A 26,027-nucleotide genomic window follows, 5' to 3' on the forward strand; every position below is an offset into this window, starting at 1 on the left:
CTTTTTTTGAAACTACCAAACTATTTGCAGAAAAAAATCTAATTATTTTTGATAGATATATTATTTTTCTTTGTTTATTTGTTGATAATCAGTGATATATGTTCTTTTTACGTTTTGTTTGGGATATGAACTTTTTTTTGAGATAGGAGTCTTTGATTGTCTATTCACACTTTTTTCGTAGCTTTGTTACCCGAAAGAAAAGTTAGAGATATGCTGCAAAAAACAGTTGGAATCGTTCTTCATATACTAAAGTATAACGATACTTCAAATATCGTTGAGATGTATACTGAGCTTTCAGGACGTGCATCTTTTCTGGTTGCTGTGCCACGCTCTAAGAAGGCTGCTGTCAAATCAGTACTATTCCAGCCGTTGGCGCTGATTGAGTTTGAGGCAGATTATCGACCGAATACTTCGCTTTTCAGAATTAAGGAAGCTAAATCCTTTAGTCCGTTCGCCTCCATTCCTTATGATCCTTTTAAATCGGCTATAGCTCTTTTCCTTGCGGAATTTCTTTATCGTGCCATTCGCGAAGAGGCGGAGAACCGCCCATTGTTTGCCTATTTACAGCATTCTATCTTGTGGTTGGATGCTTGTAAGATTAGCTTTGCCAACTTTCATCTGGTGTTTCTGATGCGTCTTTCCCGCTTTCTGGGATTGTACCCCAATCTGGATGATTATCATACGGGTGACTATTTTGATATGTTGAATGCTAACTTTACTTCGGTTCGTCCTCAACTTCATTCTTGCTATATCCAGCCTGATGAAGCTGGGAGATTACTGCAATTGATGCGTATGAACTATGAAACAATGCACCTTTTCGGAATGAACCGTACGGAAAGGGCCCGATGCCTGGCTATTATTAATGAGTATTACCGGTTACATCTTCCTGATTTTCCTGTACTGAAATCATTGGATGTATTGAAGGAATTATTTGATTAGTATCTCTTGCCCATTTCTGTGTACTTCATTTGGCTTTGGTAATCCGTGTCTGTAAACAAGATACCCCCGGATGTAACTCTGTGTACATCCGGGGGTAGATTTCTTTTAAAAGAGAGTATAGCTATTGTGTAGCTTCTCTTATAAGCAGGATTTATACGTTGAGATTATCCCAACAACTCTTTTACTTTAGTTGAAATAGCGCGTCCTTCGGCCAATCCGGCAAGTTTCTTGGAGGCTACTCCCATTACCTTTCCCATATCTTTACCACTGGTAGCACCTACTTCAGCAATAATCTCTTTCAGTGCAGCTTCCAGTTCTTCGGCAGTCATTTGTTTCGGTAAATAGGTTTCCATGACTTGTACTTGTGCCAATTCTGCATCGGCTAAGTCCTGACGACCCTGTCCTATATATATTTCTGCAGCATCTTTACCTTGTTTTACCAGTTTTTGCACGATTTTCAGTGCATCTGCGTCTGTAAGGATGTCATTGGCTCCCGGAGCAGTTTTAGCTTCCAGAAAGAACTTCTTTACATTTCTAAGGGTTTCAAGGGCTACTTTATCTTTCGCTTTCATTGCGTTTTTAATGTCTTCGCTGACTCTTTCGAATAAATCCATGATGTTATGTTATATTATGATTTAACGATTTACGGTTTATAATTGGTAAATCCGGGTTAATGATCGATATATTTAGCTATTTATTAAAATGTGATAACTCCACTGTCATCTATAGCTTCTTCAGTAGCTATCTCTTCTTCCAATGCGGCTTTTGCTTTGATCTTACCCAAAGTCGTTTTGTCGCGAAGGTAAGTAGGAGAGTCTTCTACCATGGCGATGATATCATCATTGTCCAGATCTTCCGGATTGAAGAGATAGATATGACGGCGTTTCCGCAGGTTGCGCGTTCCGATGCCACTGGCACTTTCACCATATGCTTTACGAATGCGCTCTTTGTTCTTTTCCTTCTCTTCTTCCAGCTGCAACTGACGTTCTTCTTCTTCCTGGCTGCGTTTCTCGTGTAGGTCGTCCATACCTGGTACGTCTTCCACACCGAAACCGGTAGCAAGCACAGTGATCTTCACTTTCGTATCCAGTGAGGTATCCATAGCCACACCCCAGATCACTTCTACACCTTCGCGGAATTTGCTCATAAACTCGTGCACTTCATTCATCTCCTCCATCATCAGTTCGGAAGCAGGACAGAACGAAACATTCAGCATGACTTTCTTCGCATTGAAGATGTCATTGTTATTGAGTAACGGTGAATGGAGTGCGTCGTCGATTGCTTTGGTTACGCGGTTTTCTCCTTCACCGAATCCGGTACTCATGATGGCTACACCACCGTCTTTGAGGATTGTTTTCACATCAGCGAAGTCCAGGTTTACCGTACCCCGCATGGTGATGATTTCGGCAATACTTTTGGCTGCGATTGACAGTGTGTCATCTGCCTTGCCGAATGCGTTCATAAAGGTCAGGTCGGAATAAATTTCACGCAGGCGTTCGTTATTGATCACCAACAAAGCGTCTACATGTTGGGCAATGCGTTCTACTCCATCCAGAGCCTGGATAATTTTCTTTTCGCCTTCAAAGATAAAAGGGATGGTAACGATTCCGACAGTCAGGATATCCATCTCTTTAGCGATACGGGCGATGACGGGGGCTGCTCCGGTTCCGGTACCTCCGCCCATTCCGGCAGTGATAAATACCATCTTGGTACCATCATTCAGCAGGTTTTTTATGTCTTCGATGCTCTCTTCGGCAGCATCACGTGCACGCTCCGGACGGTTTCCGGCACCGAGTCCTTGCGTGATGGAACGTCCCAGTTGCAGTTTGACCGGTACAGGAGACTCAGCCAATGCCTGGTTGTCGGTATTGCAGAGAACGAATGTCACGTCGTGTATGCCTTCCCGGTACATGTGGTTGACGGCGTTACCTCCACCACCTCCTACACCAATCACTTTAATGATTTTCGGCGAATCTGTAGGGAAATCGAATTGTACTATCTCGTCCATATTATATTGTATTATGAATTATCACTTTATTTCATATCTTCATCGGAGAAAATCTCATTAGAAAGTTTGTCGAAAGTCGATTTAAACCAATTCGGTTTGTTTCTTCTTTCTTCTTCTCTTCTTTTTTTCTCCTCCAGTTTACGTTGCTTTTCTTCTTCTTTCCGTCTTTTTTCCTCTTCCTCTTTTTTCTTTTTGGCAGCACGTGCAGCGGCTTCCTGTTCTTTCAGACTCTCATCTTCTTCAAACATATTCACCGGTTCGGGTTGAGGCTGAGGTTGTACATGCGGCTGGGGAGCAGGTGTCTCTTGCAGGCAACAGTTTTCATTGCCGGCAGCAAGCAGTCCGAATAAGGTGTTCTGTGTACCGTCTTTCTTCACAACATCTTCGTCTGCATGAATGGTGTTGCGTACGAATCGTGCGCTTCTCACCTTTTCTATCTTACTTCGTTTACGGAGAGCTTCGTCCAGGTTTTTCAGATTGGAGGCTCCTCCTGTAATGATAAGTCCGGCCAACAGTTTATCATCATACCCTGAAAGTTGAATCTGATTCCATACGTTTGCAATAATTTCTTCAGTACGCGCCTCGATGATATTATTCAGTTTGCCGAGTTCTACGGTTCTACCTCCTTCTTCCAGTTGGCAGGTAGCAGGTTCTTCGCCTTCTTCCTCTTCGTAAAAGGCGTTACCATATCTGATTTTCAGGCGTTCGCCTTCTTCCTCTTCTATCTGAAGGGAAACGAGATCATGAGTAATGCTGTTTCCTCCTAATGGCAGTACGGTAAGGAATCGGAGAATGTTATTCTTATAGATGGAAATAGTCGATGTGTCGGCTCCGAAATCAATCAGTGCACAGCCGGAACGTCTCTCACTTTCCGTCAGCACTGCATCTGCAGTAACCAGCGGGGAGATCAATAAATCTGCTATTTCAATTTTAGCTTGTTCGAAACAGCGTTCCAGGTTTTTTTTGAGCGAAGCACGTGCCACAATGTTCAGAAAGCGTCCTTCAATATGGCTTCCTGCCACACCGACGGGATCTGCCTGGAGATTGTTTCCAATTTTGTATTCTTGCGGAGCAACGTCCAGTATATCCATATCGATCAGTGGTATCTCAAGATTTTCATCACAGATGGAGTCGACTAATTCCTGAGAGATAATGGTCTCCTCCTCAAGATCGCGACTAACTACATTGCGTACCGTACGGAGCGATTGCCCCCCGATACCCACATAGATCTTGGCAATTGAGTTGTTGAGAGCACCCTCCAGCTTATTGATGATGGAGGTCAGGCTCTGTGCCGTTTTATCCAGATTGTAAATCACTCCTTTCCGGATGAATGAAGACGAATCCTCCCTGGCATAAGCTAATACCTGTATGCTTCCATCACTATTCTTCTTTCCGGCTATACCGGCTATTTTCGATGAACCCAGTTCAATAGCGGCGATAAAATCTGTTGTTGCCATATAAAATTCTATTTTATTCCCTTTTGTATTATAGACTCATCTCTTTAACACAAAGGTACGTTTAGCTGTTTACGAATTATTGTTTCTTTTTTGTGCAGATAATCTGATTACCGAATTCCAGGCTGATGCGTGAATATTTGTTCCATCCCACCTGGTTCAGCCCTTTTTCGTAAAAGGTCTTCAATCGTCCCAGTTTATCCTCAAAATGTTCTAACTTGCCCAGATAGATAATATGATTACCTACACGGGGAATCAATTCGATCTCTTTCCCGGGGAGCACGTTTATTTGCACAATCTGGGCTTCCCAGAACGGATTGTTTTGCAAAAATACACCAAACTTATATAAATCCTTCATTGCAAACGACTTTTCTACATTTCCGGTGACAATTGCCCGGTGTGCTACGCATTTTGCATCGGGAGGCATCACTTTACCTTTGTTATCCAGATAGTAGTTTTCACCATTGTTGCTCATGATGCGGAGAATCGGTACACGTTGTGTCACTTCCACGCAAAGTTTGCCGCTTGGAGTTTTATAGCATTGTGCTTCATTGATCAGCGGATGCTTGTTCAACTCTTTTTCCAGCGTTTTGGTGTGAATGCGGTCCATTTTCTTTCCAACGGGATAAATGCCTTTCTTTTGCAGGATGGCAGCTACCTCGTTTTTAGTGACGAAACCGGCATTGAGCGTATCCTTTATTACTAATTCCATGTCGCGGCAGACCTGATGGGCAGGTTTGCTGTTGAATACTGTCACAGCCGCTACGAGATAGGCTATGAGAAGTAACATGACGATGGTCAGAAGGATTCTTTTTATCATGAGGAAATTTATTGTTTTGACGATTTACAAATTAATTGTCCGATGGAGTTATCCTTCGGGTCAATAGTTCACAAATATCCGGGACATAGCTATCTATGTCTCCTGCTCCCAACGTGATCAACACCTCAATATGCTTCGTTTTCAGCACATCGAGTATTTCCTCTTTCTTACACATGCTTTTTTCAATACCCGGACGTAGGTTATCATATATCAGTTGACTGGTTACCCCTGGAATAGGCTGTTCGCGCGCCGGATAGATATCTACCAGTATTACTTCGTCGAGTAGCGACAAGCTATCGGCAAATTCTTTATAGAAGTCCCGTGTACGGGTATAGAGGTGTGGCTGAAAAACAGCGGTGATCTTTTTATCCCGGTAGAGTTCACGCATGGACATCACACTCTGTTTGATTTCGGAGGGATGATGAGCGTAGTCACTCAGGAACACGATCTGGTCGTTTTTGATCTTGAAGTCGAATCGACGGTCCACACCTCGGAAACTTGCCATTCCTTGTTTGATTTCTTCGGCGGTCACTCCATTGAGATAGGCAAGTGCCATGGCAGCGACTCCATTCTCTATATTGATACTTACGGGCACTCCCAGCTGAATGTTGTCGATGCGAATATCCGGTCCTATAAAATCGATGAAGATTTCTCCGTTTCCAATGCGAATGTTTTCAGCATGGAAGTCTCCTTTATCGCGTGAATAGGTGTAAATCTTGACACCCTCTTGCACTTTAGGCTGAAGAGAAATGCCTTCGCGGATGATCAGTGCCCCTCCCGGCTGGATTAATGTGGTATAGTGCTCAAAGCTTTCCAGATAAGCCTGTTCGGTTCCATAAATATCCAGATGATCCGGATCGGTTGCGGTAATGACAGACATATATGGAGACAGCCAGTGGAATGAACGGTCGAATTCGTCAGCTTCGATTACGGTATACGGACTGCTTGGAGAGAGTAACAGATTCGTTCCATAATTTTTGGAAATACCTCCCAAAAAGGCAGTGCAGCCTATATGCGAGTGATGAAGCAGATGGGCCGTTATCGTTGATGTAGTGGTTTTACCATGTGTACCGGCTACACAAAGCCCTTTACTGGAATGGGTGATGGTGCCTAATACTTGTGCACGTTTTTGTATTTCGAATCCGTTGTCACGGAAGTAGGTCAATTCGGCATGTTCCTGAGGTACGGCAGGAGTTAAAACGACCAGTGTCGTGGCCGGGTCTTTACAGGCATCCGGGATAAGATTGATATTTTCTTCGTAATGAATCTGTGCTCCTTCTTCTATAAGGTGTTGAGTCAGTTCACTGGGGGTACGGTCATAGCCTGCCACTACCTTCCCTTTAGAAAGGAAATAGCGTACGAGGGCACTCATTCCGATACCTCCTGCACCGACAAAATATACAGATTGAATAGTTTCTATGTTCATGGCTGTTGTGCTAATTTTATAACTTCTTTTGCTATCACGATGGCAGAATCCGGTAGGGCCAGGTGAGCGATGTTTTCACTAAGTTCTTTTAGTTTTCCGGAATCTGCTATGGTTTCTAATGCCACGGATAATAATTTCTCTTCCGCTTCTGCGTCCTTTACGTAGATGGCAGCTCGTTTGTTCACCAATGCCAATGCATTTTTGGTTTGGTGATCTTCTGCTACGTTGGGAGACGGAACCAGGATAACTGCTTTATTCAACAGGCAGAATTCGGAAATGGAGCCGGCACCTGCACGCGAAATAACCAAGTCGGCAGCAGCATAAGCGGCAGCCATATCTTTAATGAAGTCTGTCACATACAGATTAGGAATGTTTCCGGCAACTTTTACGGCTTCCGTTACTTGTTGGTGATAGATTTTTCCTGTTTGCCAGATGAATTGTACATTTTTAGTCTGACGAATCAGCTGCAATCCGGCAATCAATGTATTATTGATTGTGCGGGCGCCCAGGCTTCCCCCCAGAATCAGAATGGTTTTCTTCTCCGGATCCAGTCCGAAAGAGCGAATAGCTTGTTTTTGTTCCGGCTTCTCCGTTAACAGATTCTGACGTACCGGGTTGCCTGTCATAATGATTTTGCTGCCCGGAAAGAATTTTTCCATCCCATCATATGCTACACAGATTTTCCGTGCTTTCTTTGCCAATAGTTTGTTGGTTACTCCGGCATATGAGTTTTGCTCCTGTATTAAGGTGGGTACACCCATCATTCCGGCCATTTTTAATGTCGGACCGCTTGCATATCCGCCTACTCCTACTGCTACCTGTGGACGGAACTGACGGATAATGCTGCGCGCTTTCCATTGGCTGCGTGCCAATTTCAGTAATACGGCAACATTTTTCCACAAATGTTTGCGATCGAATCCTGCTACGGGTAATCCGATGATCTGATAGCCTGCATCCGGTACTCGTTGCATCTCCATTCTTCCTTCGGCTCCTACAAACAGGATTTGTGCATCGGGACGTAATTCTTTTATGGCGTTTGCAATGGATACAGCCGGAAAAATATGTCCTCCGGTACCACCGCCACTGATGATGATCCTTAAAGTGTCATTCCGTCCCTCTTTATTATTTTCCTTATTCATATCACTCTTCAAATTTAGCATCACTGTTTAAGACTTCCGCTGTAGGCTCAGCTGCTGTTTGGGCTTCGCTTGCAACGGTTTCACTCCCTTCTTCTCCGGTAAGGAGGGGAGCGGGATTATCTTTTTTCTCTTCCAGATAAGCGGTATAACGGCTGACACTCAATATCATTCCGATATAGGCGCAGTTGATCAGGGTACTTGTACCTCCTTTACTGATTAGTGGTAAGGGCTGTCCTGTGACAGGAAACAAACCGACAGCTACCATCATGTTCAATATGGCTTGTGATACCAGCATCAAGGCGATTCCCATGACAAGGAATGCCGGAAATGTACGTTCACATTTCTGGGCGATTCGGCCTGTTCGAACCAACAGCCAGATGTAGAGAATAACCACAAAGGCTCCTCCTACCAGCCCCAACTCTTCAATGATAATGGCAAAAATGAAATCGGAGAATGCCTGACTTAGGAAATCGCGTTGAATCGAGTTTCCCGGAGCTTTACCTATCACGTTACTGGTAGCAATGGCTATACGTGCATGGGCTATCTGGGCATCTTTGTCAATATCGAACTTTGCAGCCGGTACTTCCTCTTTCTCAGTGAAGTTGGTGATACGGCTTTTCCAGGTATCAAAGCGGTGGAGGAACGGAATGTCGGTGTCTTTAGGTATGGCCAGCAGAAAGATTACTCCCAGACACCCAGCCAGTGCCAGTCCGCCTAATAACATAGCTAACTTTTTGAAGGCGACACGCCCGATGAACATCATCAATACTACGACCCCGAACAGCAGCATAGCTGTCGAAAGATTTTCCGGAGCAATGAGCATGCACACCAGTCCGGTCAGTATCATTATATATTTAAAGGCTTTTGGATTGGCTCCTTCATCATCCTGTTTTTTGGAAAGAATAAAGGAAACCGCAATGATTACTGCCATCTTGGCCAGTTCCGAAGGTTGAAACTGTAATCCCATAAAACTCATCCAGCGGGCAGCCCCATTTACACGGTCGCCTGTGATGACTCCCATCAATGTGACGAAAGCTAACAGCACTACCGAAATGGGGTACAGGAAGACCGGGAACACCTGAAACCATTTATAAGGGATGTTGTGCATCAAAACCACCACGATTGCGCCGATCATCAGGATGATGGAATGCTGTGTGATGGGTCCCCAGTGATCACCACTTTTATAAGTCAGTGTACTGGCAGCACTAAACACCTCTATAATAGAGATGAGGCAGAGGCAAAGGAAAATGATCCAGATTACCTTATCACCTTTGAATATGTTCTTTAATAAATCCACGGCTTTTAGTTTTTAGCTCTTAGGAGTCCTGCCTTTTTAAAGCTCAGAGACTCTTATTTCATAATTCTCTTACATACTTCTTAAATTGGTCACCACGGTCCTCATAACTCTTAAAAAGGTCGAATGAAGCACAGCACGGGCTTAACAATACCGTTTCACCTTTTTTTGCCAGTTTGTAGGCTGCTTCTACAGCATCCTTCATACCGGTTTGTACTTCTGCTACGGGAAGTCCCAGGCGATCGAAGAACTCATGGAGTTTTTCGTTGTGCAATCCAAGGTAAACCAATGCCGAGCATTTTTCCCGAACCAGCTCCTCTATTTCCGTATAATCATTCCCTTTATCTTTACCCCCGAGGATCAACACTGTTTTGGTGGTCATACTTTGCAGAGCGTACCAGCAAGAGTTGACGTTGGTTGCTTTGGAGTCGTTGATAAAATCAATCCCCCGTACACGTGCTACTTTTTCCAAACGGTGCTCTACCCCTTGAAAATCGCTGAGCGCCCTTCGTATATTCTCTTTGGTAATGCCGGCCAGATTTGCAGAAATCCCGGCAGCTAAAGAGTTATAAAGGTTATGTTGTCCCGTCAAAGCCAATTGTTCCTGCTCCATGTTGAAGGCAATTGGTGCGGTAATCACTACTTCATGGTCTTCTACATAAGCGATAGACCCTTCTTCTTTAATTGCCGAGAATGGATACAGATGGGCACAGATGCCGTGTTTATCCAGTTCACGTTTGATGATAGGGTCATCATTCCAGAAGATAAAAGCGTCTTCTGATGTCTGGTTCTGTGTAATACGGAATTTTGCGTTGATATAGTTCTGCATGCAGTGATCGTATCGGTCCAGATGGTCTGGTGTGATATTCATCAGCACGGCAATATCCGCACGGAACTTATACATATTATCCAGCTGGAATGAACTCAGTTCAATTACATAATAGTCATGCTCCTCTTCCGCTACTTGTAATGCCAGGCTCTTACCAATGTTGCCGGCAAGTCCCACATTTAATCCGGCACTTTTAAAGATGTGATAGATAAGTGAGGTCGTAGTTGTTTTTCCGTTCGAACCGGTGATACAGATCATCTTTGCATCAGTGTATCTGCCGGCAAATTCTATTTCAGAGATAATGGGCGTACCCTGCTCTTTCAATTTCAGAATTAGGGGGGCGTCATTAGGAATTCCGGGGCTCTTCACCACTTCATCTGCATTCAGAATCCGTTCTTCTGTGTGCCGGCCTTCCTCCCAGGCAATGCCATGGCTGTCAAGGAGAGTTTTATACTTATCCTTGATGGCAGACATATCCGATACGAAAGTATCGAATCCTTTTACTTTTGCCAGAACGGCTGCTCCCGCACCGCTTTCACCGGCTCCTAATACTACAATTCTTTTCATGATTTTTAGTTATGGTTTATCAACCGGAGTTTTGTGTACGGTCGGTAAATCCTTTGTCTCTATGCTACAAGTTTGAGGTTCATACTCAGTGATCGGCAGCAGGCACTTGTAGCTTGTAGCCTGTTACCTGTCACTTTGGGTTATCTTATCTTTAGTGTTATAATCGTAATGGCTGCCAACACGATGGTTACAATCCAGAAGCGGACTGTAATCTTGGATTCGTGAAACAGTTGATCCGGTTTTGTGAATTTCACACTGCATCCCGGTTCCACCAGGCTCATCGAAGTACGGAAATGGTCATGTATCGGTGCCCGTTTGAAAAGACGTTGTTTTACCCCCTTTCTTTTGCCTGCTTTATAATAGAAGCGTTGCAGGAGTACTGACAGGTTCTCAACCAGGAATATACCACAGAGAATCGGAATCAGCAATTCTTTGTGGATAATAATAGCAAATACTGCGATGATTCCTCCAATGGTCAGGCTGCCTGTATCACCCATGAATACCTGTGCCGGATAAGCATTGTACCATAAGAAACCGATTAATGCGCCGATAAAGGCACATATAAAAATTACCAATTCTTCACTTCCCGGAATATACATGATATTCAGGTAACCGGCGAATTCAATATGGCTCGATACATAGGCCAGTATACCCAGTGTCAGTCCGATGATGGCTGAATTGCCTGCTGCCATACCATCCATACCATCATTCAGATTGGCGCCGTTGGATACGGCTGTTACAACGAAGATAGTGATAATGACAAACAAAATCCATCCGGCCGTTTGGGCATGTTCTCCCATGAAGCCCACAAGGTCTGCATAGTCCAGGTTGTTGCTTTTGAAAAATGGAATCGTGGTCTGGGTTGATTTCAGGTCGTGGGTGCCATGTATCACTTCGATTTCGTTTTCTGATTTCTGAATCTCTATATTCTCGCGGATTACTACATTAGGGCTCAGATATAGAGTCAGTCCGACAATCAGCCCGAGTCCTACTTGTCCGATGATTTTAAATTTGCCATGGAGGCCTTCTTTATCTTTCTTGAATATCTTGATATAGTCGTCCGCAAACCCCAAAGATCCCAGCCATACAGTAGTTATCAACATCAATATCATATAGATGTTATGCAGTTTTCCCAGTAATAAACAGGGAATCAGAATTGCTACAATAATGATCACACCTCCCATACTGGGTACGCCTACTTTATTAACTCCAAACGGATCGATCTTAGCGTCACGCTGCGTTTCGGTGATTTGTTTCCGTTTCAGCAGATTGATGAATTTGTCTCCCCATATACTGGAAATGAGTAGCGCCAGGATGACAGCCATCAATGCCCGGAACGAGGTGTACCCAAACATTCCGGCACCCGGAAAGTTGAGTTTATGTAGCCATTCAAACAAGTAGTATAACATAACTTTATTTACAATGAGACGATTTATGGGTTACGATTGAAGGAATCAGGCATTTGGCATCGGAATTACTTCAATCATTGTCCGTTAAATAGTCAATGAAAAAATCTCTTTTAAAACCTCTTTATCATCAAAGTGATGTTTCACTCCTTTGATTTCCTGATAATTCTCGTGTCCTTTTCCGGCAACCAGAATCACATCTCCTTTTTCAGCAAGCATGCAAGCTGTGCGTATAGCTTCCTTACGGTCTGCAATGCTCAGTGTTTTTTTCTTGTCTTCGTTGTCCAGTCCGGCCAACATGTCGTTGATGATGTCCTGTGGCTCTTCGAATCGTGGATTGTCTGAGGTGATGATAACCCGGTCGCTTCCCTTGGCTGCTTCTTTTGCCATGATGGGACGTTTGCCTTTATCCCGGTTGCCACCGGCACCGACTACAGTAATCACTTTGCCCTTTCCTTCAAGCACTCCATGTATGGCGTTCAAGACGTTGACCAAAGCATCCGGTGTGTGTGCATAGTCTACGATCGCTGTATATCCTTGCGGAGAGCGTATGGCATCGAAACGTCCGGCAACAGGATGCAACGTACTAAGTGCAACCAATACCTCCTCTTCCTTCTTACCCAGTAAAACGGCGGCGCCGAATACGGCCAATAAATTCGAAGCATTGAATCTTCCTATAAACTGTACTGCGAGCTCATGGTTGTTGAAGTCAAGAAGCATTCCCTCAAAATGTGACTCCAGTACTTTCCCTTTGAAGTCACTCAGGCTGCGGAGAGAATACGTGTATACTTTCGACTTCGTATTCTGCGTCATCACGAGTCCGTTTTTGTCGTCCAGATTGGTGAGGCTGAAAGAACTTTTAGGCAGTTCATCGAAGAATTTCTTTTTTGCTTTCAGATAATTCTCTACTGTTTTATGGTAGTCCAGATGATCGCGTGTCAGGTTCGTAAAGATGCCGCCGGCGAACTTCAGTCCGCTGATTCTTTTTTGCGCGATGGAGTGCGAACTTACTTCCATGAAAGCATATTTGCAGCCTTCGTCTGCCATACGTCCCAAAAGACGGTTCAGCGTAATCGGGTCAGGAGTAGTGTGTTCGGTAGGGATGGCTTCATCGTCTATATAATTGCATACCGTAGAGATAAGCCCCACTTTGTAACCGAAATACCGGAATGTATTATATAATAAGGTGGCAATCGTCGTCTTTCCATTTGTACCGGTGACACCCACCAGTTCCATTTTCGAAGTCGGGTCTCCATAGAAAGCCGTAGCTACTTTACCAACAGCATCTTCACTATCGGTTACCTGAATGTAGGTAATTTCTTCGTTTAGTTCTGCAGGTAACTCTTCGCAGAGAATGGCTATGGCCCCTTTCTCAATTGCTGCCGGGATATAGGCATGTCCGTCGGTTTGTGTACCGCGCATGGCCATAAACAAATGGCCGGACCCTACCTGTCTGGAGTCGATGTCAACTCCGGTTATTTCGATATCCTGATTTCCGGTTATTTTTACCGGATGGATAGATGTTAGAATCTCTTTTAATTTCATACCTTAATCTATAATAATCAATTCAGATGGATACTGATGGTTTGTCCTTTCTTTATTGTAGTACCCTGGGGCAACGATTGGCTTCTCACTTTGCCAACTCCCGACAGAGCCACTTTCAATCCTTTGCTTTCCAGCAGGTAAACAGCATCTTTGGCTCCCATGCCGATAACGCTGGGTACAAAGTTCCGTAATTGTTCCTTTCCCTGCAGGATCACTGCTTTGGGAGCTGCCTGTGCATGTCCCCAAACTTCTTTATTCTTTTTAGTTTTAAACTCTGCCTGAGTCTGAATATTCAATCCTTCCAATACTTGTCTGGCCTCTGTCATTTCGCCTGCTTTAACATCGGGAATCACTACCGTATTGGTATCGATTGCGTTCCGAATGTCCAAACGTAGGTCTTTGGCATACACTCTTTCGGCAATTTTGCTGAAAACGCTACCGGCCATCAAGCCTCCGGAGGCAGGAGGATTTGGCTTTTGTATGGAAACGATACAGCTATACTTTGGAGCTTCTGAGGGAAAGTATCCGCAGAAACTGACCAGATAGTTCACTCCTCCCGATGTATATCCGGCAGCACCTTGTGAGATCTGCGCCGTACCCGTCTTACCCGAAACGGCAAATTGTTTGGAGCCTGCCGGGGCTGCCAGACCTTCATGCACAACCTTATAAAGAATCTCCTGTATTTGTTTCAGGGTCCGTTCCGAACAGATTCTCGGATTGATAATTTCTGTCGGATATTCTTTCACTATTTCACCATTTTTTATGGCTGCTTTCACAAATTTGGGACGCACCATAACACCGTTATTGGCAATGGCATTGTAGAAAGTAAGGATATTCATCGGTGGTACCTGGGTCTCATAGCCGATGCTCATCCACGGCAGAGTAGTTTTTGCAAAGTAACGCTCTTTCGGACCTTTGATATTAGGCTTACCTTCTCCGGCTATTTGCAATTGGAGAGGCTGATCGATACTCATTCGTTTCAGTCCGTCGACAAACTTTTGCGGGTTACTACCATAATATTTATCAATAATGCTGGATGTACCCACATTTGAAGATACTTCCAGTATTTGTGTAACTGTCAATGGACCATATCCGCCTTTGCGCCAATTCCAATCTTTCATGGGACGACCGTACATCATCTTGACACCATTGCCTGTGTCTATTACATCTTCCGGTGTGATTTTACCGTCTTCAAGTGCCACCATGATAGAAGCTGTCTTAAAGGTAGAACCCGGCTCGAGCATATCACTGATGGCATTGTTTCTCATTTCATAATAGTTGCCGTCTCCGGCTTTCATCATGTTTACGATGGCTTTAACCTCTCCGGTCGCTACTTCCATCAATACGGCTACTCCTACTTTGGCATTCAGCTCTTTCAGTTTATCGGTCAGGGCCTTTTCACAAATATCCTGCATGCCTACATCAATCGTAGAAAGAAGGTCACAACCATCTACCGGAGGAATATCTACAATATTCAGGTATTTATTCATCACTTTTTGCCGGTGGGTAATCCCGTCATGCCCCTTCAGTATGGAGTCAAAAGCTAACTCTATGCCATTCTTGGCACCTTGGGCGGTGTCAGCATATAAGTCCCCCAGTGTGCGGGCTGCAAGTGAACCAAAAGGTTTTTTTCTTTGGTTATAAGCTAACTCGTGGAAACCGCCTTTGTATTTATTCAGGTTGAATACCGGCAGGCGTTTGGCTTCTTTATATTGGATGTATGAAATACGTTTTGGATAAATCAGATAGTTGCGACTTCCCTGTTTCCGTCCTTTTTTAAGGTGCGCTTTAAATTCCGAAGCACTTTTATCAGGGAATATCTTATGGAGTCCTGCACATATTTCGTCCAGATGATTCATCAGCATGGTGTCCTTCTTTACTCCACCGGCTTTGAAATCCATATAAATGCGATATTCCGGCAGCGAACTGGCCATTAGTTTGCCGTCGGAAGAGATGATGTTTCCGCGGTTGGGCTTTACCGTTACATTCTCTTTGACGAAACGGTCGGCCACATCCTGCCAATATTGACGTTCGGCAAACATCGTGATGCCTGCTTTGACAACAATGGCTACTCCAATCAATCCCATCAGCAGGATGACGAAGAAGTAACGGGTCATTATATTTTTCTTGTTTACAGCCATCTTTTATTTCGTTCTGATTAAATAAGGTGGATTGGTCGATGTCTGCAAATCACTTTCTTTGGTGGATATATAGTCCTCTATTCGTGACTGGCGGCTTTTTTCCATCAGTTCCGAACTTCGGGTCAGTGCATCGTATTTGATGTCAATCAGCTCTTTTTTCAACTTGTCTATTTCGATTTGCTGTTGCTGGCTTGCGTAACGATTATGAATGTAGAAAATGACAAGCACCATAATCAGTACCAGCAATTTAGTCTGGCGGCGAAAAAAATCCGTTGCCAGAATATCACCTCCCAGAATACTTTTCAGGGAATTGCTTTTCTTCTTTTTTGCTTCTTTATCTTCCATTTCACTTCTCTTATTTCACTCTGTTCTCTTACTTCTTTTCGGCTATTCTCAGTTTGGCACTGCGTGAACGCGGATTGCGTGCTATCTCTTCTTCATCGGGCACAATTACTTTGTTGTTTACCAGGCGGAAGGGAGTTTGCAGGTTGCCGAAAAAGTCCTGCGTTGTTTTACCTTCTACATTACCGGTTTTCATGATGTTTTTCACCATGCGATCTTCCAAAGAGTGATAGGTGATTACCACCAGCCGTCCTCCTGGCTTCAATGCTTCTGTTGCTGCCATCAGCATTTCCTTCAGTGCTTCCATTTCCTGGTTTACTTCAATGCGGAGTGCCTGAAATACCTTTGCCAATTCTTTCTTTTCGCGTTCGCGTCCGAAAAGCGGTTTCACTACTTCAAGAAATTCACCGATCGTTTCTATTTTCTGTCCGCTGCGTGCTTTGACTATGACGGAAGCCAGTTTGCGGCTGTTTTTCAGTTCACCATATAGGTAAAAAATATCTGCCAGGCGTTCTTCTTCGTATGTATTTACCACATCGGCCGCTGTGATGCCTGCACGCTTATTCATGCGCATATCCAGTTTTCCGTCAAAGCGGAAAGAGAATCCCCGTTCACTGTCATCGAAGTGATGTGAAGATACTCCCAGATCAGCCAATATGGAATCTACTCCTTCAATATCGTGGTAGCGCAGAAAATTATGCAAATAACGGAAATTGCTCCGTACAAAAGTGAAGTGCGGGTCGTTTACAATGTTACGTTCGGCATCCTCGTCCTGATCGAAACCCAACAGGCGTCCGCCGTTTCCAAGACGCGAAAGTATTTCGCGGGAATGTCCTCCCCCGCCGAAGGTAACGTCTACATACGTCCCGTCCGGGGTAATGTTCATGGCATCTACGCTTTCCTTCAGCAGTACCGGTACATGATATGTTGTTTCTTCTTCTTTCATTTTACCTCTTTGTTCGTTGTTCACCGTTCTTCTTTCATAATTTCCTCCAGGGCTGCACCAAATGCATCGGGGGGCATAAAGGGCATTTCCGTACGTTCCTTAGCCCATATTTCTATCTTGCTGTCTACACCGATAAAGCGCACGTCGCTTTGTATGCCGGCTATTTGCAGATAGCGTTTGGGTATTAATATCCGCCCGTTTCCGTCTATCGTGATAATTTCTACATCACTGACGAATTGGCGGAAGATAAGTTGGTGGTTAGCGTTCCATTTATTTAGTCGTTGCCGGAGTTCATTCAGCTCTTCATTCCAGACTTCTTCCGGATAGAGTACCAAGCAGTCTTGAAATACGTCTTTGCGCATGATGAGCTTGTCTTCAGAACCGGCTTGTAGCTGCCGTCTGAATTGGGCGGGGATAAAAACTCTTCCTTTCGCGTCCGCCTTAGCTTCAATATTGCCTAAAAAACGTATCATTTCACCTTATTATAATAAGCGACCGTAAAAGTAGGTATTTCCCCACAATTCCCCACAATTTTCCACCAAAAACTTTCGGAGAAGTTTTCAACCGATTGTTAATTGCTTATTCGTCTGATAATGAATTATGTTCGGAGATGCTTTGCTGGTGGGGGATAGAGTCGGTTGTATCCTTCCCGGAGCCGTTTTGTGGCTTTGTGGGCTTCCGTCCGTATTTTAGTTGCAGACTGACAAAATCGGTTTTCCTCACGTTGTTCAGGAAAGTCGGGGCGGCTTTGAAGCAAATGCGGGATACCCATACTTTGTTGGCGGTACATTCTTCCGGTTTATCCACCGCTTCACTGGTGATGCTGGGATAAAAATTGCCCAATCCATCGATAGAAACGGTGCGGCCTTCCTTCAAGTGGGCGGCAATAATGTCCGATAGTTGAGTAAGTGCAGAGAGTACGTCTCCGTTTTGAAGAGAACTTCTTTCTGCGAGCTGATTAGCAATCTGTACACTGTTTACAGGCTTTTTCTGTAAAGCTCGTGTTGTGGCATAATAACGTTCTTTGACGACACCTTTACTTTTGTCTACTTTCTTAGTGACTGCGTAGTTGATGGACATTAGTACTTCGTTTTTTTTATGTGTATACTTTCTCTGTCTTTCTCTTATTGTGTTAATCTATAACATCTATATCTAATGATTAAAAACATCCGGATGTTTATGGATAAAACATCCGGGTCTTTTATAGAATAACATCCGGATGTTCTATATTAATACATCCGGATGTTTTTAATCATAAATTTTAAGCAAAGATATGCTAAAGTGAGAATATTAGCAAGGAAATATGGGACGTTTCTTTGTTTTATGTTTCAAATGGTGCGAAAGAAAAGGAGCAGGAAAAGAGAATCTCTCTTCCTGCTCCTTGATACACAACTAAAAATCTGCACTAAAATGATTTATTGAAATCGACAATGTATGTGGCCTATTGTCTAAAGTCTTTCAGTTCTTCCTGTAGACGCTGGCGAGTGAAAAAGATGCGGCTTTTTACTGTTCCGAGCGGCAGGTCCAGTTTCTCGGCTATTTCTCGGTATTTGAATCCGGAAACATGCATGGAGAAAGGTACTTTATATTCTTTGGGTAATGAATTGACAATGCGGTGCATTTCTTTCAAGTCATAACGGCTTTCGGTGCTGTCGAATCCGGACTCTTGCGGAAGGCTCAGGTGATAGAGGTTATCGGTCTGATCTACAAAAGTCTGATCGCGTACCACTTTACGGTAGTTGTTAATGAAGATGTTGCGCATGATAGTGTACATCCATCCTTTAAAGTTAGTGTCGGGAGTATATTTATCTTCGTTATCTAACGCTTTAAGAGAGGTTTCCTGCAACAAATCGTTTGCTTCTTCACGGTCGGTTGTTAGTTTGTATGCAAAGCGAAGTAGTTCTTCCTGAACTCCAATTAAATCTTTTCTGAAGCTTAAACTTTTCATAACGTTGCTTTTTAAATTGTGAATATTCGTTGTTTTTCGATGATGCAAGTTTACGGCATTTTTTTAATTGTGATGGGGGAAATTTAGGCTTAAAACAGGGCGAAAACTGTCAAATGATAGTTTTTAGGTGTATTTTGATAGTTTTTGGGTGTTTTTGAGACAAGAGGTTTTCTATCTTTGCGTCGGTTTAAATATGAATGGGCATGAGGAGAAATACTATACATAGGATTTGGCTTGCATGGATGTTGCTGATGACATTCATGCCCTTGTCCGTCGTGAAGGTTTTTCATAATCATTGCGATGAAACATCGGCAACCTGCACAAATACGCAGCCCGGGAAAACACATCACGCATGTGACACCTGTCCCATTTGCCAATTCATGCTTTCTCCATTCATCGAGACGTCTCCTGCTCTTTTGACTTATATACCTTTCTATATAAGATGGGAGACCGGAACTTTTCAGGATAAGAAGCTTGCTACTGCTTTTTATCCGCATTATCTTCGCGGACCTCCTTCCAATTTTCGTCATATCGTATAATTTCTCGGGCAGATATCTGTTGTTTGCCCGTTTATCAGTTTTATCTAACTAAAACGATTAAATATGCGTATCGGATTTATTTCGGGTATGCTGGGTGGATTGTGTTTAACCTCTACCTTGCATGCCCAGGAGCCCGATTCACTGAAAGCTGTGTCCTTATCCGAAGTGGTGGTGACGGAGAGTTACCGACATCTGAAGAATAAGAATTCGACATGGCATATGGAGGTGGTAGGAAAGGAGTTTTTGCGTGAACACTTCACTGGCAACTTGATACAGACTCTTGGAACGATTCCGGGAATACATTCGATGGATGTCGGTTCGGGCTTTTCTAAGCCGATGATCCGGGGAATGGGATTCAACCGGATTTCGGTTGTAGAGAATGGAATCAAGCAAGAGGGACAACAGTGGGGAGCCGATCATGGGCTGGAACTGGATGCATTCAATGCAGGACAGGTGACTATTCGTAAAGGACCTGCTTCACTGCTCTATGGCAGTGATGCTATGGGAGGTGCTATTGAATTGGCTCCATTACCATTACCCACCAGTAACCAGTTGTTTGGTGAAGCGGACTTGCTGGGAAAATCTGTAAACGGAACGTTGGGAGGCTCGCTGATGCTTGGAATAAAGAAAGACGCCTGGTATACCTGGGCGAGATATTCGGAGCAGCATTTTGGCGATTATCGTATTCCGGCAGATACCATTGTGTATCTTACCCAACGGATGCCTGTCTATCACCGGAAACTGAAAAATACGGCAGGTTTTGAGCGAGATGTCAGTTGGACAGCCGGTTTCAGGTATGGACGATACAAGTCTTCCTATTCAGTAAGTAATGTTTTTCAGAAAACCGGTTTCTTTCCCGGAGCACACGGTATTCCTGATATATCGCGTTTGCAGGATGACGGGAGCAGCCGCAATATAGAACTACCTTACAGTCAGGTGAACCATCTGAAGGTATCTGCCCAGCAGAGCTTCTTGTGGGATCGATCGGCATTGATATGGGATATCGGCTATCAGAAGAATCATCGTGAGGAATGGAGCCGGTTTCATACCCATTATGATACTCAGCCTGTTCCGGAGAAGGATCCTGACAAAGAGTTGGCTTTTATATTGAATACTTATAGTTCGGCTGTTAAGTTGAAGTTGTTTGGAGCTGCTTCGTGGCAACATATAGCAGGTTGGGATATACAGTATCAGAGGAATACTATTTCCGGATATTCATTCCTTTTGCCTGCTTACCGGAGATTCACCACAGGGGCTTTCTGGATGACAACTTACCGTCCGGGTCCTGCTTTGTCAGTCAGTGGGGGCTTTCGCTATGATTACGGAAAGATAGATGCATCTGCTTATACTGATCCTTATCTTGCGATTTATCTGCGGGAGCAGGGATATGATGATGATTTTATCCGGAAATATGAGTGGCGTAGCTATGCTGTCCATCGCCATTTTGGTGATTATTCCGGTTCGCTGGGAGTGGTGTGGACCCCTTCCGGAGGACACATGCTTCAAGTGAATATCGGGCATAGTTTCCGCTTGCCGGGGGCCAATGAACTGGCATCGAACGGTGTTCATCACGGCACTTTCCGTCATGAACAGGGAGATGCGGCTCTTTCGTCCGAGCGTGGTTGGCAACTGGATGTCTCGTATACCTATGAGAATGGTCCGTTATCGGTCAATTTTTCGCCATTTATCAGTTGGTTCAGCAATTACATCTTTCTTCGGCCTACCGGAGAATGGTCGGTGTTGCCCCATGCCGGACAGATTTACCGTTATACCGGTGCGGAAGCGTTGTTTGCGGGTGGTGAGGCGACAGTGGGAATTGACTTTTTACGTCATTTCAACTATCGTGTCAGTGGAGAATATGTCTATACTTATAATTGTGACGAACATATTCCCCTGAGTTTTTCCCCTCCGGCTTCCCTTCGCAATACGCTGACGTGGAGGTATAAAAACTTCAGTATTTATGGTGAGGTGCAGCACATTGCCGCACAACACCGGGTAGCACGGAATGAGGATCCTACTCCCGGAGCACAGTTACTGAATGCCGGGATATCCGCCAATCTCCGAATGGGAGGTGTATTAGCAGAAATTACTTTATCGGGTCGGAATTTATCCGATACCGGATATCTTAATCACCTTAGTTTTTACCGGAAAGTTGAAATCCCGGAACCGGGACGTAACTTTCAGATTTTAATTAAAGTACCATTTAAAAGTTTATTAAAATGAAAACCAGAATTTATTTATCAATAATCGGCCTGATGGCTTTTTCTTTCTTGTTTGTGTCCTGTTCAAAAGATGACGAAGGCGATACGGTAAAGCCCGTTATTAATCTGTTGGAACCTGAAGAAGGTGCAGTGTTGAAGATCGGAGATGCTAACGGAGTGCATTTTGAGATGGATATAGCTGATAACGAAGCAATTGCTTCCTATAAGATTAATATTCATAATAATTTTGACGGCCATTCGCATACCAGGGCTTCAGAAGGAGGAACAACCAAACCTTTTGCTTTTGAGAGAACATATACGGATAAGGCAGGCCAAAAACAGGCGCGTGTACATAACCATGACATTAAGATACCGGCAGATGCCACTCCGGGAAATTATCATCTGATGGTATACTGTTTGGACCGGTCTGGTAATGAAACTTACGTAGCACGTAATATCGTATTAAGTACGACAGGCGGTGTAGAGAGTGAGCATCACCATGATTAAGTGGAATACCTGAACCTGAATATGGACAGGGCCATACCGACGGATGGGAAGTTTAAACTCCCGTCTTCGGGCATGGCCCTCTTTTGTGTATTGTTCTTTATCGCTTGATTATTAGCACTCTTTCTTCTCTTTTTTCTTCTCCATTTTCTCATAAATCGCCTTCTTTTTCTTTTTTTGATAGGACAAAATCTGTATTTTCTACCGATTTATTGCGATTAATAAAAAAGAACAGTTAATTTTGCGCAATCATTTCATCTAAAAAGAATGGCTGACGACTCTTTATTTTTAATAGATATTGATAAGATACTTCAGACGAAAGCTCCGAAGCACTCCAAGTACATACCAAAGTTTGTCGTCTCCTATCTGAAGAGAATCGTTCATCAGGAGGAACTAAACGTTTTTCTGCGCGACTCAAAAGATAAAGTGGGAGTGGATTTTCTGGAGGCTTGTCTTGAGTTTCTGGATGCAAAGCTGGATGTGAAAGGACTGGAAAATATTCCGAAAGATGGTTTATATACGTTTGTGTCCAATCATCCGTTGGGAGGACAGGACGGAGTTTCTCTCGGGTATATTTTGGGACGCCGTTTTGACGGGAAGGTGAAGTATCTGGTAAATGATTTGTTGATGAATCTTCGCGGATTGGCACCCTTGTGTATTCCTATTAATAAAACGGGCAAGCAGGCCAAAGATTTTCCGAAGATGGTAGAAGCCGGATTCAAGTCGGATGACCAACTCATTATGTTTCCTGCGGGACTCTGTTCCCGGCGTCGGAATGGAGTGATCCGGGACCCTGACTGGAAGAAAACATTTATCGTAAAAAGTGTCCAGTTCCAGCGTGATGTGGTTCCTGTCCATTTTGAGGGTCGTAATTCTGATTTCTTTTATAATTTGGCTAATGTCTGCAAGACACTGGGGATCAAATTCAATATTGCTATGCTTTATTTGGCAGACGAGATGCTGAAAAATCGTCATAAAACATTTACTGTCACTTTCGGTAAACCCATTCCATGGCAGACTTTCGATAAATCGAAAACTCCGGCAGAGTGGGCACAGTATGTGAAAGATATCGTGTATAAACTGTAACAGATTAAGGAACAACTACTAACAAAGTATATGGAAGAAGTTATTGAACCGGTAAGCAAGGAGCTGATTAAAGCTGAGTTGACTGAAGACAAGCGGCTACGTATGACCAATAAGAGTAATAACCAGATATACATTATTACTTATCAGGATTCTCCCAATATTATGCGGGAGATCGGGCGTTTGCGTGAGATTGCTTTTCGGGCAGCAGGAGGCGGTACGGGATTATCGATGGATATCGATGAGTATGACACCATGGAGAATCCGTATAAACAATTGATTGTCTGGAATCCTGAAGCAGAAGAAATTCTGGGAGGTTATCGGTACATTCTGGGGACAGACGTACGTTTTGACGAGCATGGTGCGCCGGTTCTCGCTACTTCACACATGTTTAATTTCTCGGATAAATTTGTGAAGGAGTTCCTGCCTACGACTATTGAACTTGGACGTTCGTTCGTTACGTTGGAATATCAGTCAACCCGTGCCGGAAGCAAGGGATTATTTGCCTTGGATAATTTGTGGGACGGATTGGGAGCATTGACAGTAGTTATGCCGAATGTGAAATATTTCTTTGGTAAAGTAACCATGTATCCCAGTTATCACCGTCAGGGGAGAGACATGATTCTGTATTTCCTGAAGAAACATTTTGGGGATAAAGACGGACTCATTACCCCGATGAAACCGCTTGAGATGGAAACAGAAGAGGCGGAACTGGCGAGAATCTTCTGCAAAGATTCATTTAAAGATGATTATCGGATACTGAACGGTGAGATCCGTAAGCTTGGCTTTAATATCCCCCCTCTGGTAAATGCTTATATGAGTCTGAGCCCGACTATGCGTATGTTTGGCACGGCTATTAATTATGGATTTGGAGATGTGGAGGAAACCGGTATCCTGATTGCTGTAGACGAAATTCTTGAAGAAAAGCGCATGCGTCACATCGAATCGTTTGTTAAGAACGATCCGGAAGACTGCCAGATAACTTCCGGTGTAAATAAAGTTTTCACTCCGAAAGTGGTTACACCGCAGGAAGACTGTTCCCGTTAATTTTACGATAAAGATCCAGGGCAAAGACATCGGTCATGCCCGAAATATAATCAAGCACCGCCTGTACTCTTTCGTAGAGTGCAGGCGCTTTTATATTATATTGCCCTGATACGCGGTTAATAAGCAGCTGTGAATAGGCTTTCTCCGGCGAAGTGACAGCATCTATCATTAATTCAAGGAGCGTGTTGATGACCCGGAAACCTGCTAACTCAATGTCCAGTACGTCCCGTGAACGGTAAATCTTCTTAAACGATACTTCCGAGCAATGTTTGTATGCTTTTTCCGGACGCTCCGAGATGTGCTTGATAAGAGGTCCTTCAAATGTGCCGGAAAGGATTTCGGTTTCGTTATCTAAGAATGCCCGGGTACATTCCTTGATCAGCAGGCCAATGACAGAAGAACGGAGGTAGGCTATCTGTTCGTTTGTGTCGTTGACAATGTTGAATGTTTTACGAATACGTGATTGGCGTTCCTCTGTGAAATAAGCCAGAAGCAGCTCCTTAGTCTCTTCCGTAGTCAGGATTTTCAACTTGTGGGCATCCTCGATATCCATCATTTGGTAACAGATGTCATCGGCTGCTTCTACGAGGTAAACTAATGGATGGCGTACGTATTTTAATGGCTGATCACTAATCTGGATAAGTCCCAGTTCCGTTGCGATGCGGCGGAATCCTTCTTCTTCGGTCGTGAAAAAACCGAACTTGGACTTGTTTCCTGCAAGGCTCGATGAAAAAGGATATTTGACAATAGAAGCCAGGGTAGAATAAGTTAGTACGAATCCCCCTTTCCGGCGTCCTTCAAACTGGTGTGTCAATAAGCGGAAAGCGTTGGCATTTCCTTCAAAATGTGTCAAATCATCCCATTCCATCGGTGAAAGCTGATCTTGCAGCCGTGTTCCTTTACCTTCCGAGAAGAAAGTGGAAATCGCTTTTTCGCCGGAGTGTCCAAAGGGAGGGTTACCCAAATCGTGTGCCAGGCAGGCGGCAGAAACAATAGAGCCTATCTCCGGCAGAAAAGAGTCTTGTAATTGGGGTTGCCGTGTGAGGATCGCTTTTGATACATCATTGCCCAAAGAGCGTCCCACGCAAGATACTTCAAGGCTATGCGTCAATCGGTTGTGAACAAATATACTGCCCGGGAGCGGAAAAACCTGTGTTTTGTTCTGTAACCTTCTGAAAGGGGCAGAGAAAACAAGGCGGTCGTAGTCCCGCTGAAATTCCGAACGGTTTTCCTGACGCTCCTCGTGAAACTCTTCCATGCCGAAACGTTTAGCTGAAATCAATCTTTTCCAGTCCATCATGATCTTTACAATTGGGTATTTGCACATTATTTAACTGCAAAAGTATGAATTTTAGGCTCAAATTGCGTATTTTCGCCCGTTAAATAGTAAACATACTGAATATGAACGTACAAGTAATCAATAAATCGAAGCATCCGCTTCCGGCATATGCAACCGAACTTTCTGCAGGAATGGACATCCGCGCTAATATTTCCGAACCGATTTCTTTAGAGCCGATGCAACGGTGTCTGGTTCCTACAGGACTGTTTATCGCTCTTCCACAGGGATTTGAAGCGCAAATTCGTCCTCGGAGCGGACTGGCTTTGAAGAAAGGGATTACTGTCTTGAATTCTCCCGGAACAATTGATGCCGATTATCGTGGGGAGATTTGTATTATCCTGGTGAATCTTTCGGCTGAGACGTTTGTCATTGAAGATGGGGAACGTATTGCACAGATGGTGATTGCACGTCATGAGCAGGCGATGTGGCAAGAAGTAGAGATCTTGGACGAAACGGAACGGGGTGCAGGTGGCTTCGGGCATACCGGAAGAGGATAGAAGTTCGATTGAA

The 26,027-nt window shown here is 44.0% G+C and carries 23 protein-coding genes; 6 read left to right on the forward strand and 17 right to left on the reverse strand.

Annotated elements, in window-relative coordinates; translation table 11 throughout:
- Positions 1–210 precede the first annotated feature (210 nt).
- Positions 211–939: a DNA repair protein RecO gene (recO, locus tag R3O62_RS05840; protein ID WP_005779289.1), complete on the forward strand. Its 729-nt coding sequence runs from the start codon at positions 211–213 to the stop codon at positions 937–939.
- A gap of 164 nt (positions 940–1,103) precedes the next feature.
- On the opposite strand, the gene R3O62_RS05845 is transcribed toward recO, so the two are convergent.
- The 16 genes from R3O62_RS05845 to R3O62_RS05920 all read right to left on the reverse strand — a co-directional run bounded on the left by R3O62_RS05845 (position 1,104) and on the right by R3O62_RS05920 (position 18,804).
- A complete protein-coding gene (locus tag R3O62_RS05845) occupies positions 1,104–1,553 on the reverse strand; it encodes a GatB/YqeY domain-containing protein (RefSeq protein ID WP_005822777.1) in 450 nt (149 codons plus the stop codon).
- A gap of 83 nt (positions 1,554–1,636) precedes the next feature.
- Entirely contained in the window at positions 1,637–2,947 is a 1,311-nt protein-coding gene (gene ftsZ, locus R3O62_RS05850) for a cell division protein FtsZ (RefSeq protein WP_005779287.1), read from the reverse strand.
- Positions 2,948–2,973: 26 nt separating this feature from the next.
- Positions 2,974–4,404 (reverse strand): cell division protein FtsA, encoded by a 1,431-nt coding sequence (gene ftsA, locus R3O62_RS05855; RefSeq protein ID WP_005822778.1) that lies wholly within the window; start codon positions 4,402–4,404, stop codon positions 2,974–2,976.
- Positions 4,405–4,480: 76 nt separating this feature from the next.
- The gene (locus tag R3O62_RS05860; RefSeq protein WP_005779283.1) at positions 4,481–5,221 is read right to left on the reverse strand and encodes a cell division protein FtsQ/DivIB; all 741 of its coding nucleotides are present in this window, start codon (positions 5,219–5,221) and stop codon (positions 4,481–4,483) included.
- Positions 5,222–5,252: 31 nt separating this feature from the next.
- The gene (locus R3O62_RS05865) at positions 5,253–6,647 is read right to left on the reverse strand and encodes a UDP-N-acetylmuramate--L-alanine ligase (protein ID WP_269095347.1); all 1,395 of its coding nucleotides are present in this window, start codon (positions 6,645–6,647) and stop codon (positions 5,253–5,255) included.
- Entirely contained in the window at positions 6,644–7,786 is a 1,143-nt protein-coding gene (gene murG / locus R3O62_RS05870) for an undecaprenyldiphospho-muramoylpentapeptide beta-N-acetylglucosaminyltransferase (RefSeq protein ID WP_217736930.1), read from the reverse strand. The genes R3O62_RS05865 and murG overlap by 4 nt, the downstream gene beginning before the upstream one ends.
- Position 7,787: 1 nt before the next feature.
- Positions 7,788–9,083, reverse strand: coding sequence for an FtsW/RodA/SpoVE family cell cycle protein (locus R3O62_RS05875; RefSeq protein ID WP_005779278.1), 1,296 nt, complete (start codon positions 9,081–9,083; stop codon positions 7,788–7,790).
- A 58-nt stretch (positions 9,084–9,141) separates the two neighbouring features.
- The gene (gene murD, locus R3O62_RS05880) at positions 9,142–10,476 is read right to left on the reverse strand and encodes a UDP-N-acetylmuramoyl-L-alanine--D-glutamate ligase (RefSeq protein WP_005812148.1); all 1,335 of its coding nucleotides are present in this window, start codon (positions 10,474–10,476) and stop codon (positions 9,142–9,144) included.
- A 140-nt stretch (positions 10,477–10,616) separates the two neighbouring features.
- Positions 10,617–11,885, reverse strand: a complete 1,269-nt coding sequence (gene mraY / locus R3O62_RS05885) for a phospho-N-acetylmuramoyl-pentapeptide-transferase (RefSeq protein WP_005779275.1) — start codon at positions 11,883–11,885, stop codon at positions 10,617–10,619.
- Between the two features lie 84 nt (positions 11,886–11,969).
- Positions 11,970–13,427 carry a UDP-N-acetylmuramoyl-L-alanyl-D-glutamate--2,6-diaminopimelate ligase gene (locus R3O62_RS05890; RefSeq protein WP_022012504.1) on the reverse strand — a complete coding sequence of 486 codons (1,458 nt, stop codon included), beginning with the start codon at positions 13,425–13,427 and terminating at the stop codon, positions 11,970–11,972.
- 17 nt (positions 13,428–13,444) lie between these two features.
- Positions 13,445–15,544, reverse strand: coding sequence for a penicillin-binding protein (locus tag R3O62_RS05895; RefSeq protein WP_032531123.1), 2,100 nt, complete (start codon positions 15,542–15,544; stop codon positions 13,445–13,447).
- Positions 15,545–15,571: 27 nt separating this feature from the next.
- A complete protein-coding gene (locus R3O62_RS05900; protein WP_005779267.1) occupies positions 15,572–15,913 on the reverse strand; it encodes an FtsL-like putative cell division protein in 342 nt (113 codons plus the stop codon).
- A 28-nt stretch (positions 15,914–15,941) separates the two neighbouring features.
- Complete coding sequence (gene rsmH, locus R3O62_RS05905) at positions 15,942–16,856, reverse strand: 16S rRNA (cytosine(1402)-N(4))-methyltransferase RsmH (protein ID WP_005812144.1); 915 nt, start codon at positions 16,854–16,856, stop codon at positions 15,942–15,944.
- Positions 16,857–16,876: 20 nt separating this feature from the next.
- Positions 16,877–17,329, reverse strand: coding sequence for a division/cell wall cluster transcriptional repressor MraZ (gene mraZ, locus R3O62_RS05910; RefSeq protein WP_005812142.1), 453 nt, complete (start codon positions 17,327–17,329; stop codon positions 16,877–16,879).
- Between the two features lie 106 nt (positions 17,330–17,435).
- Complete coding sequence (locus tag R3O62_RS05915) at positions 17,436–17,936, reverse strand: HU family DNA-binding protein (protein ID WP_005812140.1); 501 nt, start codon at positions 17,934–17,936, stop codon at positions 17,436–17,438.
- Positions 17,937–18,297: 361 nt separating this feature from the next.
- Positions 18,298–18,804: an RNA polymerase sigma factor gene (locus R3O62_RS05920; protein ID WP_005779258.1), complete on the reverse strand. Its 507-nt coding sequence runs from the start codon at positions 18,802–18,804 to the stop codon at positions 18,298–18,300.
- Between the two features lie 602 nt (positions 18,805–19,406).
- Between R3O62_RS05920 and R3O62_RS05925 the strand changes: the two genes are divergently transcribed.
- The 4 genes from R3O62_RS05925 (at position 19,407) to R3O62_RS05940 (ending at position 24,178) form a co-directional block, all read left to right on the forward strand.
- Entirely contained in the window at positions 19,407–21,566 is a 2,160-nt protein-coding gene (locus tag R3O62_RS05925) for a TonB-dependent receptor (RefSeq protein ID WP_269095345.1), read from the forward strand.
- Positions 21,563–22,051 (forward strand): DUF4625 domain-containing protein, encoded by a 489-nt coding sequence (locus R3O62_RS05930; protein ID WP_005812125.1) that lies wholly within the window; start codon positions 21,563–21,565, stop codon positions 22,049–22,051. Before R3O62_RS05925 ends, R3O62_RS05930 begins: the two co-directional genes overlap by 4 nt.
- Positions 22,052–22,315: 264 nt before the next feature.
- A complete protein-coding gene (locus tag R3O62_RS05935) occupies positions 22,316–23,134 on the forward strand; it encodes a 1-acyl-sn-glycerol-3-phosphate acyltransferase (protein WP_005812123.1) in 819 nt (272 codons plus the stop codon).
- A 30-nt stretch (positions 23,135–23,164) separates the two neighbouring features.
- On the forward strand, positions 23,165–24,178 hold the full coding sequence (locus R3O62_RS05940) for a GNAT family N-acetyltransferase (protein ID WP_005822786.1): 1,014 nt from the start codon (positions 23,165–23,167) through the stop codon (positions 24,176–24,178).
- On the opposite strand, the gene R3O62_RS05945 is transcribed toward R3O62_RS05940, so the two are convergent.
- Positions 24,150–25,478, reverse strand: a complete 1,329-nt coding sequence (locus tag R3O62_RS05945) for a deoxyguanosinetriphosphate triphosphohydrolase (protein ID WP_032531048.1) — start codon at positions 25,476–25,478, stop codon at positions 24,150–24,152. The two genes, R3O62_RS05940 and R3O62_RS05945, sit on opposite strands and share 29 nt — an antisense overlap.
- A 101-nt stretch (positions 25,479–25,579) precedes the next feature.
- Between R3O62_RS05945 and dut the strand changes: the two genes are divergently transcribed.
- Positions 25,580–26,014, forward strand: coding sequence for a dUTP diphosphatase (gene dut, locus R3O62_RS05950; RefSeq protein WP_005812117.1), 435 nt, complete (start codon positions 25,580–25,582; stop codon positions 26,012–26,014).
- The last annotated feature ends 13 nt before the right edge of the window (positions 26,015–26,027 follow it).

This window comes from Bacteroides hominis (assembly GCF_033042785.2).
Classification (GTDB): domain Bacteria; phylum Bacteroidota; class Bacteroidia; order Bacteroidales; family Bacteroidaceae; genus Bacteroides; species Bacteroides hominis.

Bases quoted from the DNA above. Each gene is read 5' to 3' on its own strand.
- ftsA (WP_005822778.1), bottom strand. From the start codon at position 4,404: ATGGCAACAACAGATTTTATCGCCGCTATTGAACTGGGTTCATCGAAA.
- R3O62_RS05935 (WP_005812123.1), top strand. From the start codon at position 22,316: ATGGCTGACGACTCTTTATTTTTAATAGATATTGATAAGATACTTCAG.
- mraZ (WP_005812142.1), bottom strand. From the start codon at position 17,329: ATGATACGTTTTTTAGGCAATATTGAAGCTAAGGCGGACGCGAAAGGA.
- R3O62_RS05945 (WP_032531048.1), bottom strand. From the start codon at position 25,478: ATGATGGACTGGAAAAGATTGATTTCAGCTAAACGTTTCGGCATGGAA.
- rsmH (WP_005812144.1), bottom strand. From the start codon at position 16,856: ATGAAAGAAGAAGAAACAACATATCATGTACCGGTACTGCTGAAGGAA.
- mraY (WP_005779275.1), bottom strand. From the start codon at position 11,885: ATGTTATACTACTTGTTTGAATGGCTACATAAACTCAACTTTCCGGGT.
- R3O62_RS05925 (WP_269095345.1), top strand. From the start codon at position 19,407: ATGCGTATCGGATTTATTTCGGGTATGCTGGGTGGATTGTGTTTAACC.
- dut (WP_005812117.1), top strand. From the start codon at position 25,580: ATGAACGTACAAGTAATCAATAAATCGAAGCATCCGCTTCCGGCATAT.
- R3O62_RS05940 (WP_005822786.1), top strand. From the start codon at position 23,165: ATGGAAGAAGTTATTGAACCGGTAAGCAAGGAGCTGATTAAAGCTGAG.
- R3O62_RS05845 (WP_005822777.1), bottom strand. From the start codon at position 1,553: ATGGATTTATTCGAAAGAGTCAGCGAAGACATTAAAAACGCAATGAAA.
- R3O62_RS05860 (WP_005779283.1), bottom strand. From the start codon at position 5,221: ATGATAAAAAGAATCCTTCTGACCATCGTCATGTTACTTCTCATAGCC.
- R3O62_RS05930 (WP_005812125.1), top strand. From the start codon at position 21,563: ATGAAAACCAGAATTTATTTATCAATAATCGGCCTGATGGCTTTTTCT.
- R3O62_RS05900 (WP_005779267.1), bottom strand. From the start codon at position 15,913: ATGGAAGATAAAGAAGCAAAAAAGAAGAAAAGCAATTCCCTGAAAAGT.
- murG (WP_217736930.1), bottom strand. From the start codon at position 7,786: ATGAATAAGGAAAATAATAAAGAGGGACGGAATGACACTTTAAGGATC.
- R3O62_RS05915 (WP_005812140.1), bottom strand. From the start codon at position 17,936: ATGTCCATCAACTACGCAGTCACTAAGAAAGTAGACAAAAGTAAAGGT.
- murD (WP_005812148.1), bottom strand. From the start codon at position 10,476: ATGAAAAGAATTGTAGTATTAGGAGCCGGTGAAAGCGGTGCGGGAGCA.
- recO (WP_005779289.1), top strand. From the start codon at position 211: ATGCTGCAAAAAACAGTTGGAATCGTTCTTCATATACTAAAGTATAAC.
- R3O62_RS05920 (WP_005779258.1), bottom strand. From the start codon at position 18,804: ATGAAAAGTTTAAGCTTCAGAAAAGATTTAATTGGAGTTCAGGAAGAA.
- ftsZ (WP_005779287.1), bottom strand. From the start codon at position 2,947: ATGGACGAGATAGTACAATTCGATTTCCCTACAGATTCGCCGAAAATC.
- R3O62_RS05895 (WP_032531123.1), bottom strand. From the start codon at position 15,544: ATGACCCGTTACTTCTTCGTCATCCTGCTGATGGGATTGATTGGAGTA.
- R3O62_RS05890 (WP_022012504.1), bottom strand. From the start codon at position 13,427: ATGAAATTAAAAGAGATTCTAACATCTATCCATCCGGTAAAAATAACC.
- R3O62_RS05865 (WP_269095347.1), bottom strand. From the start codon at position 6,647: ATGAACATAGAAACTATTCAATCTGTATATTTTGTCGGTGCAGGAGGT.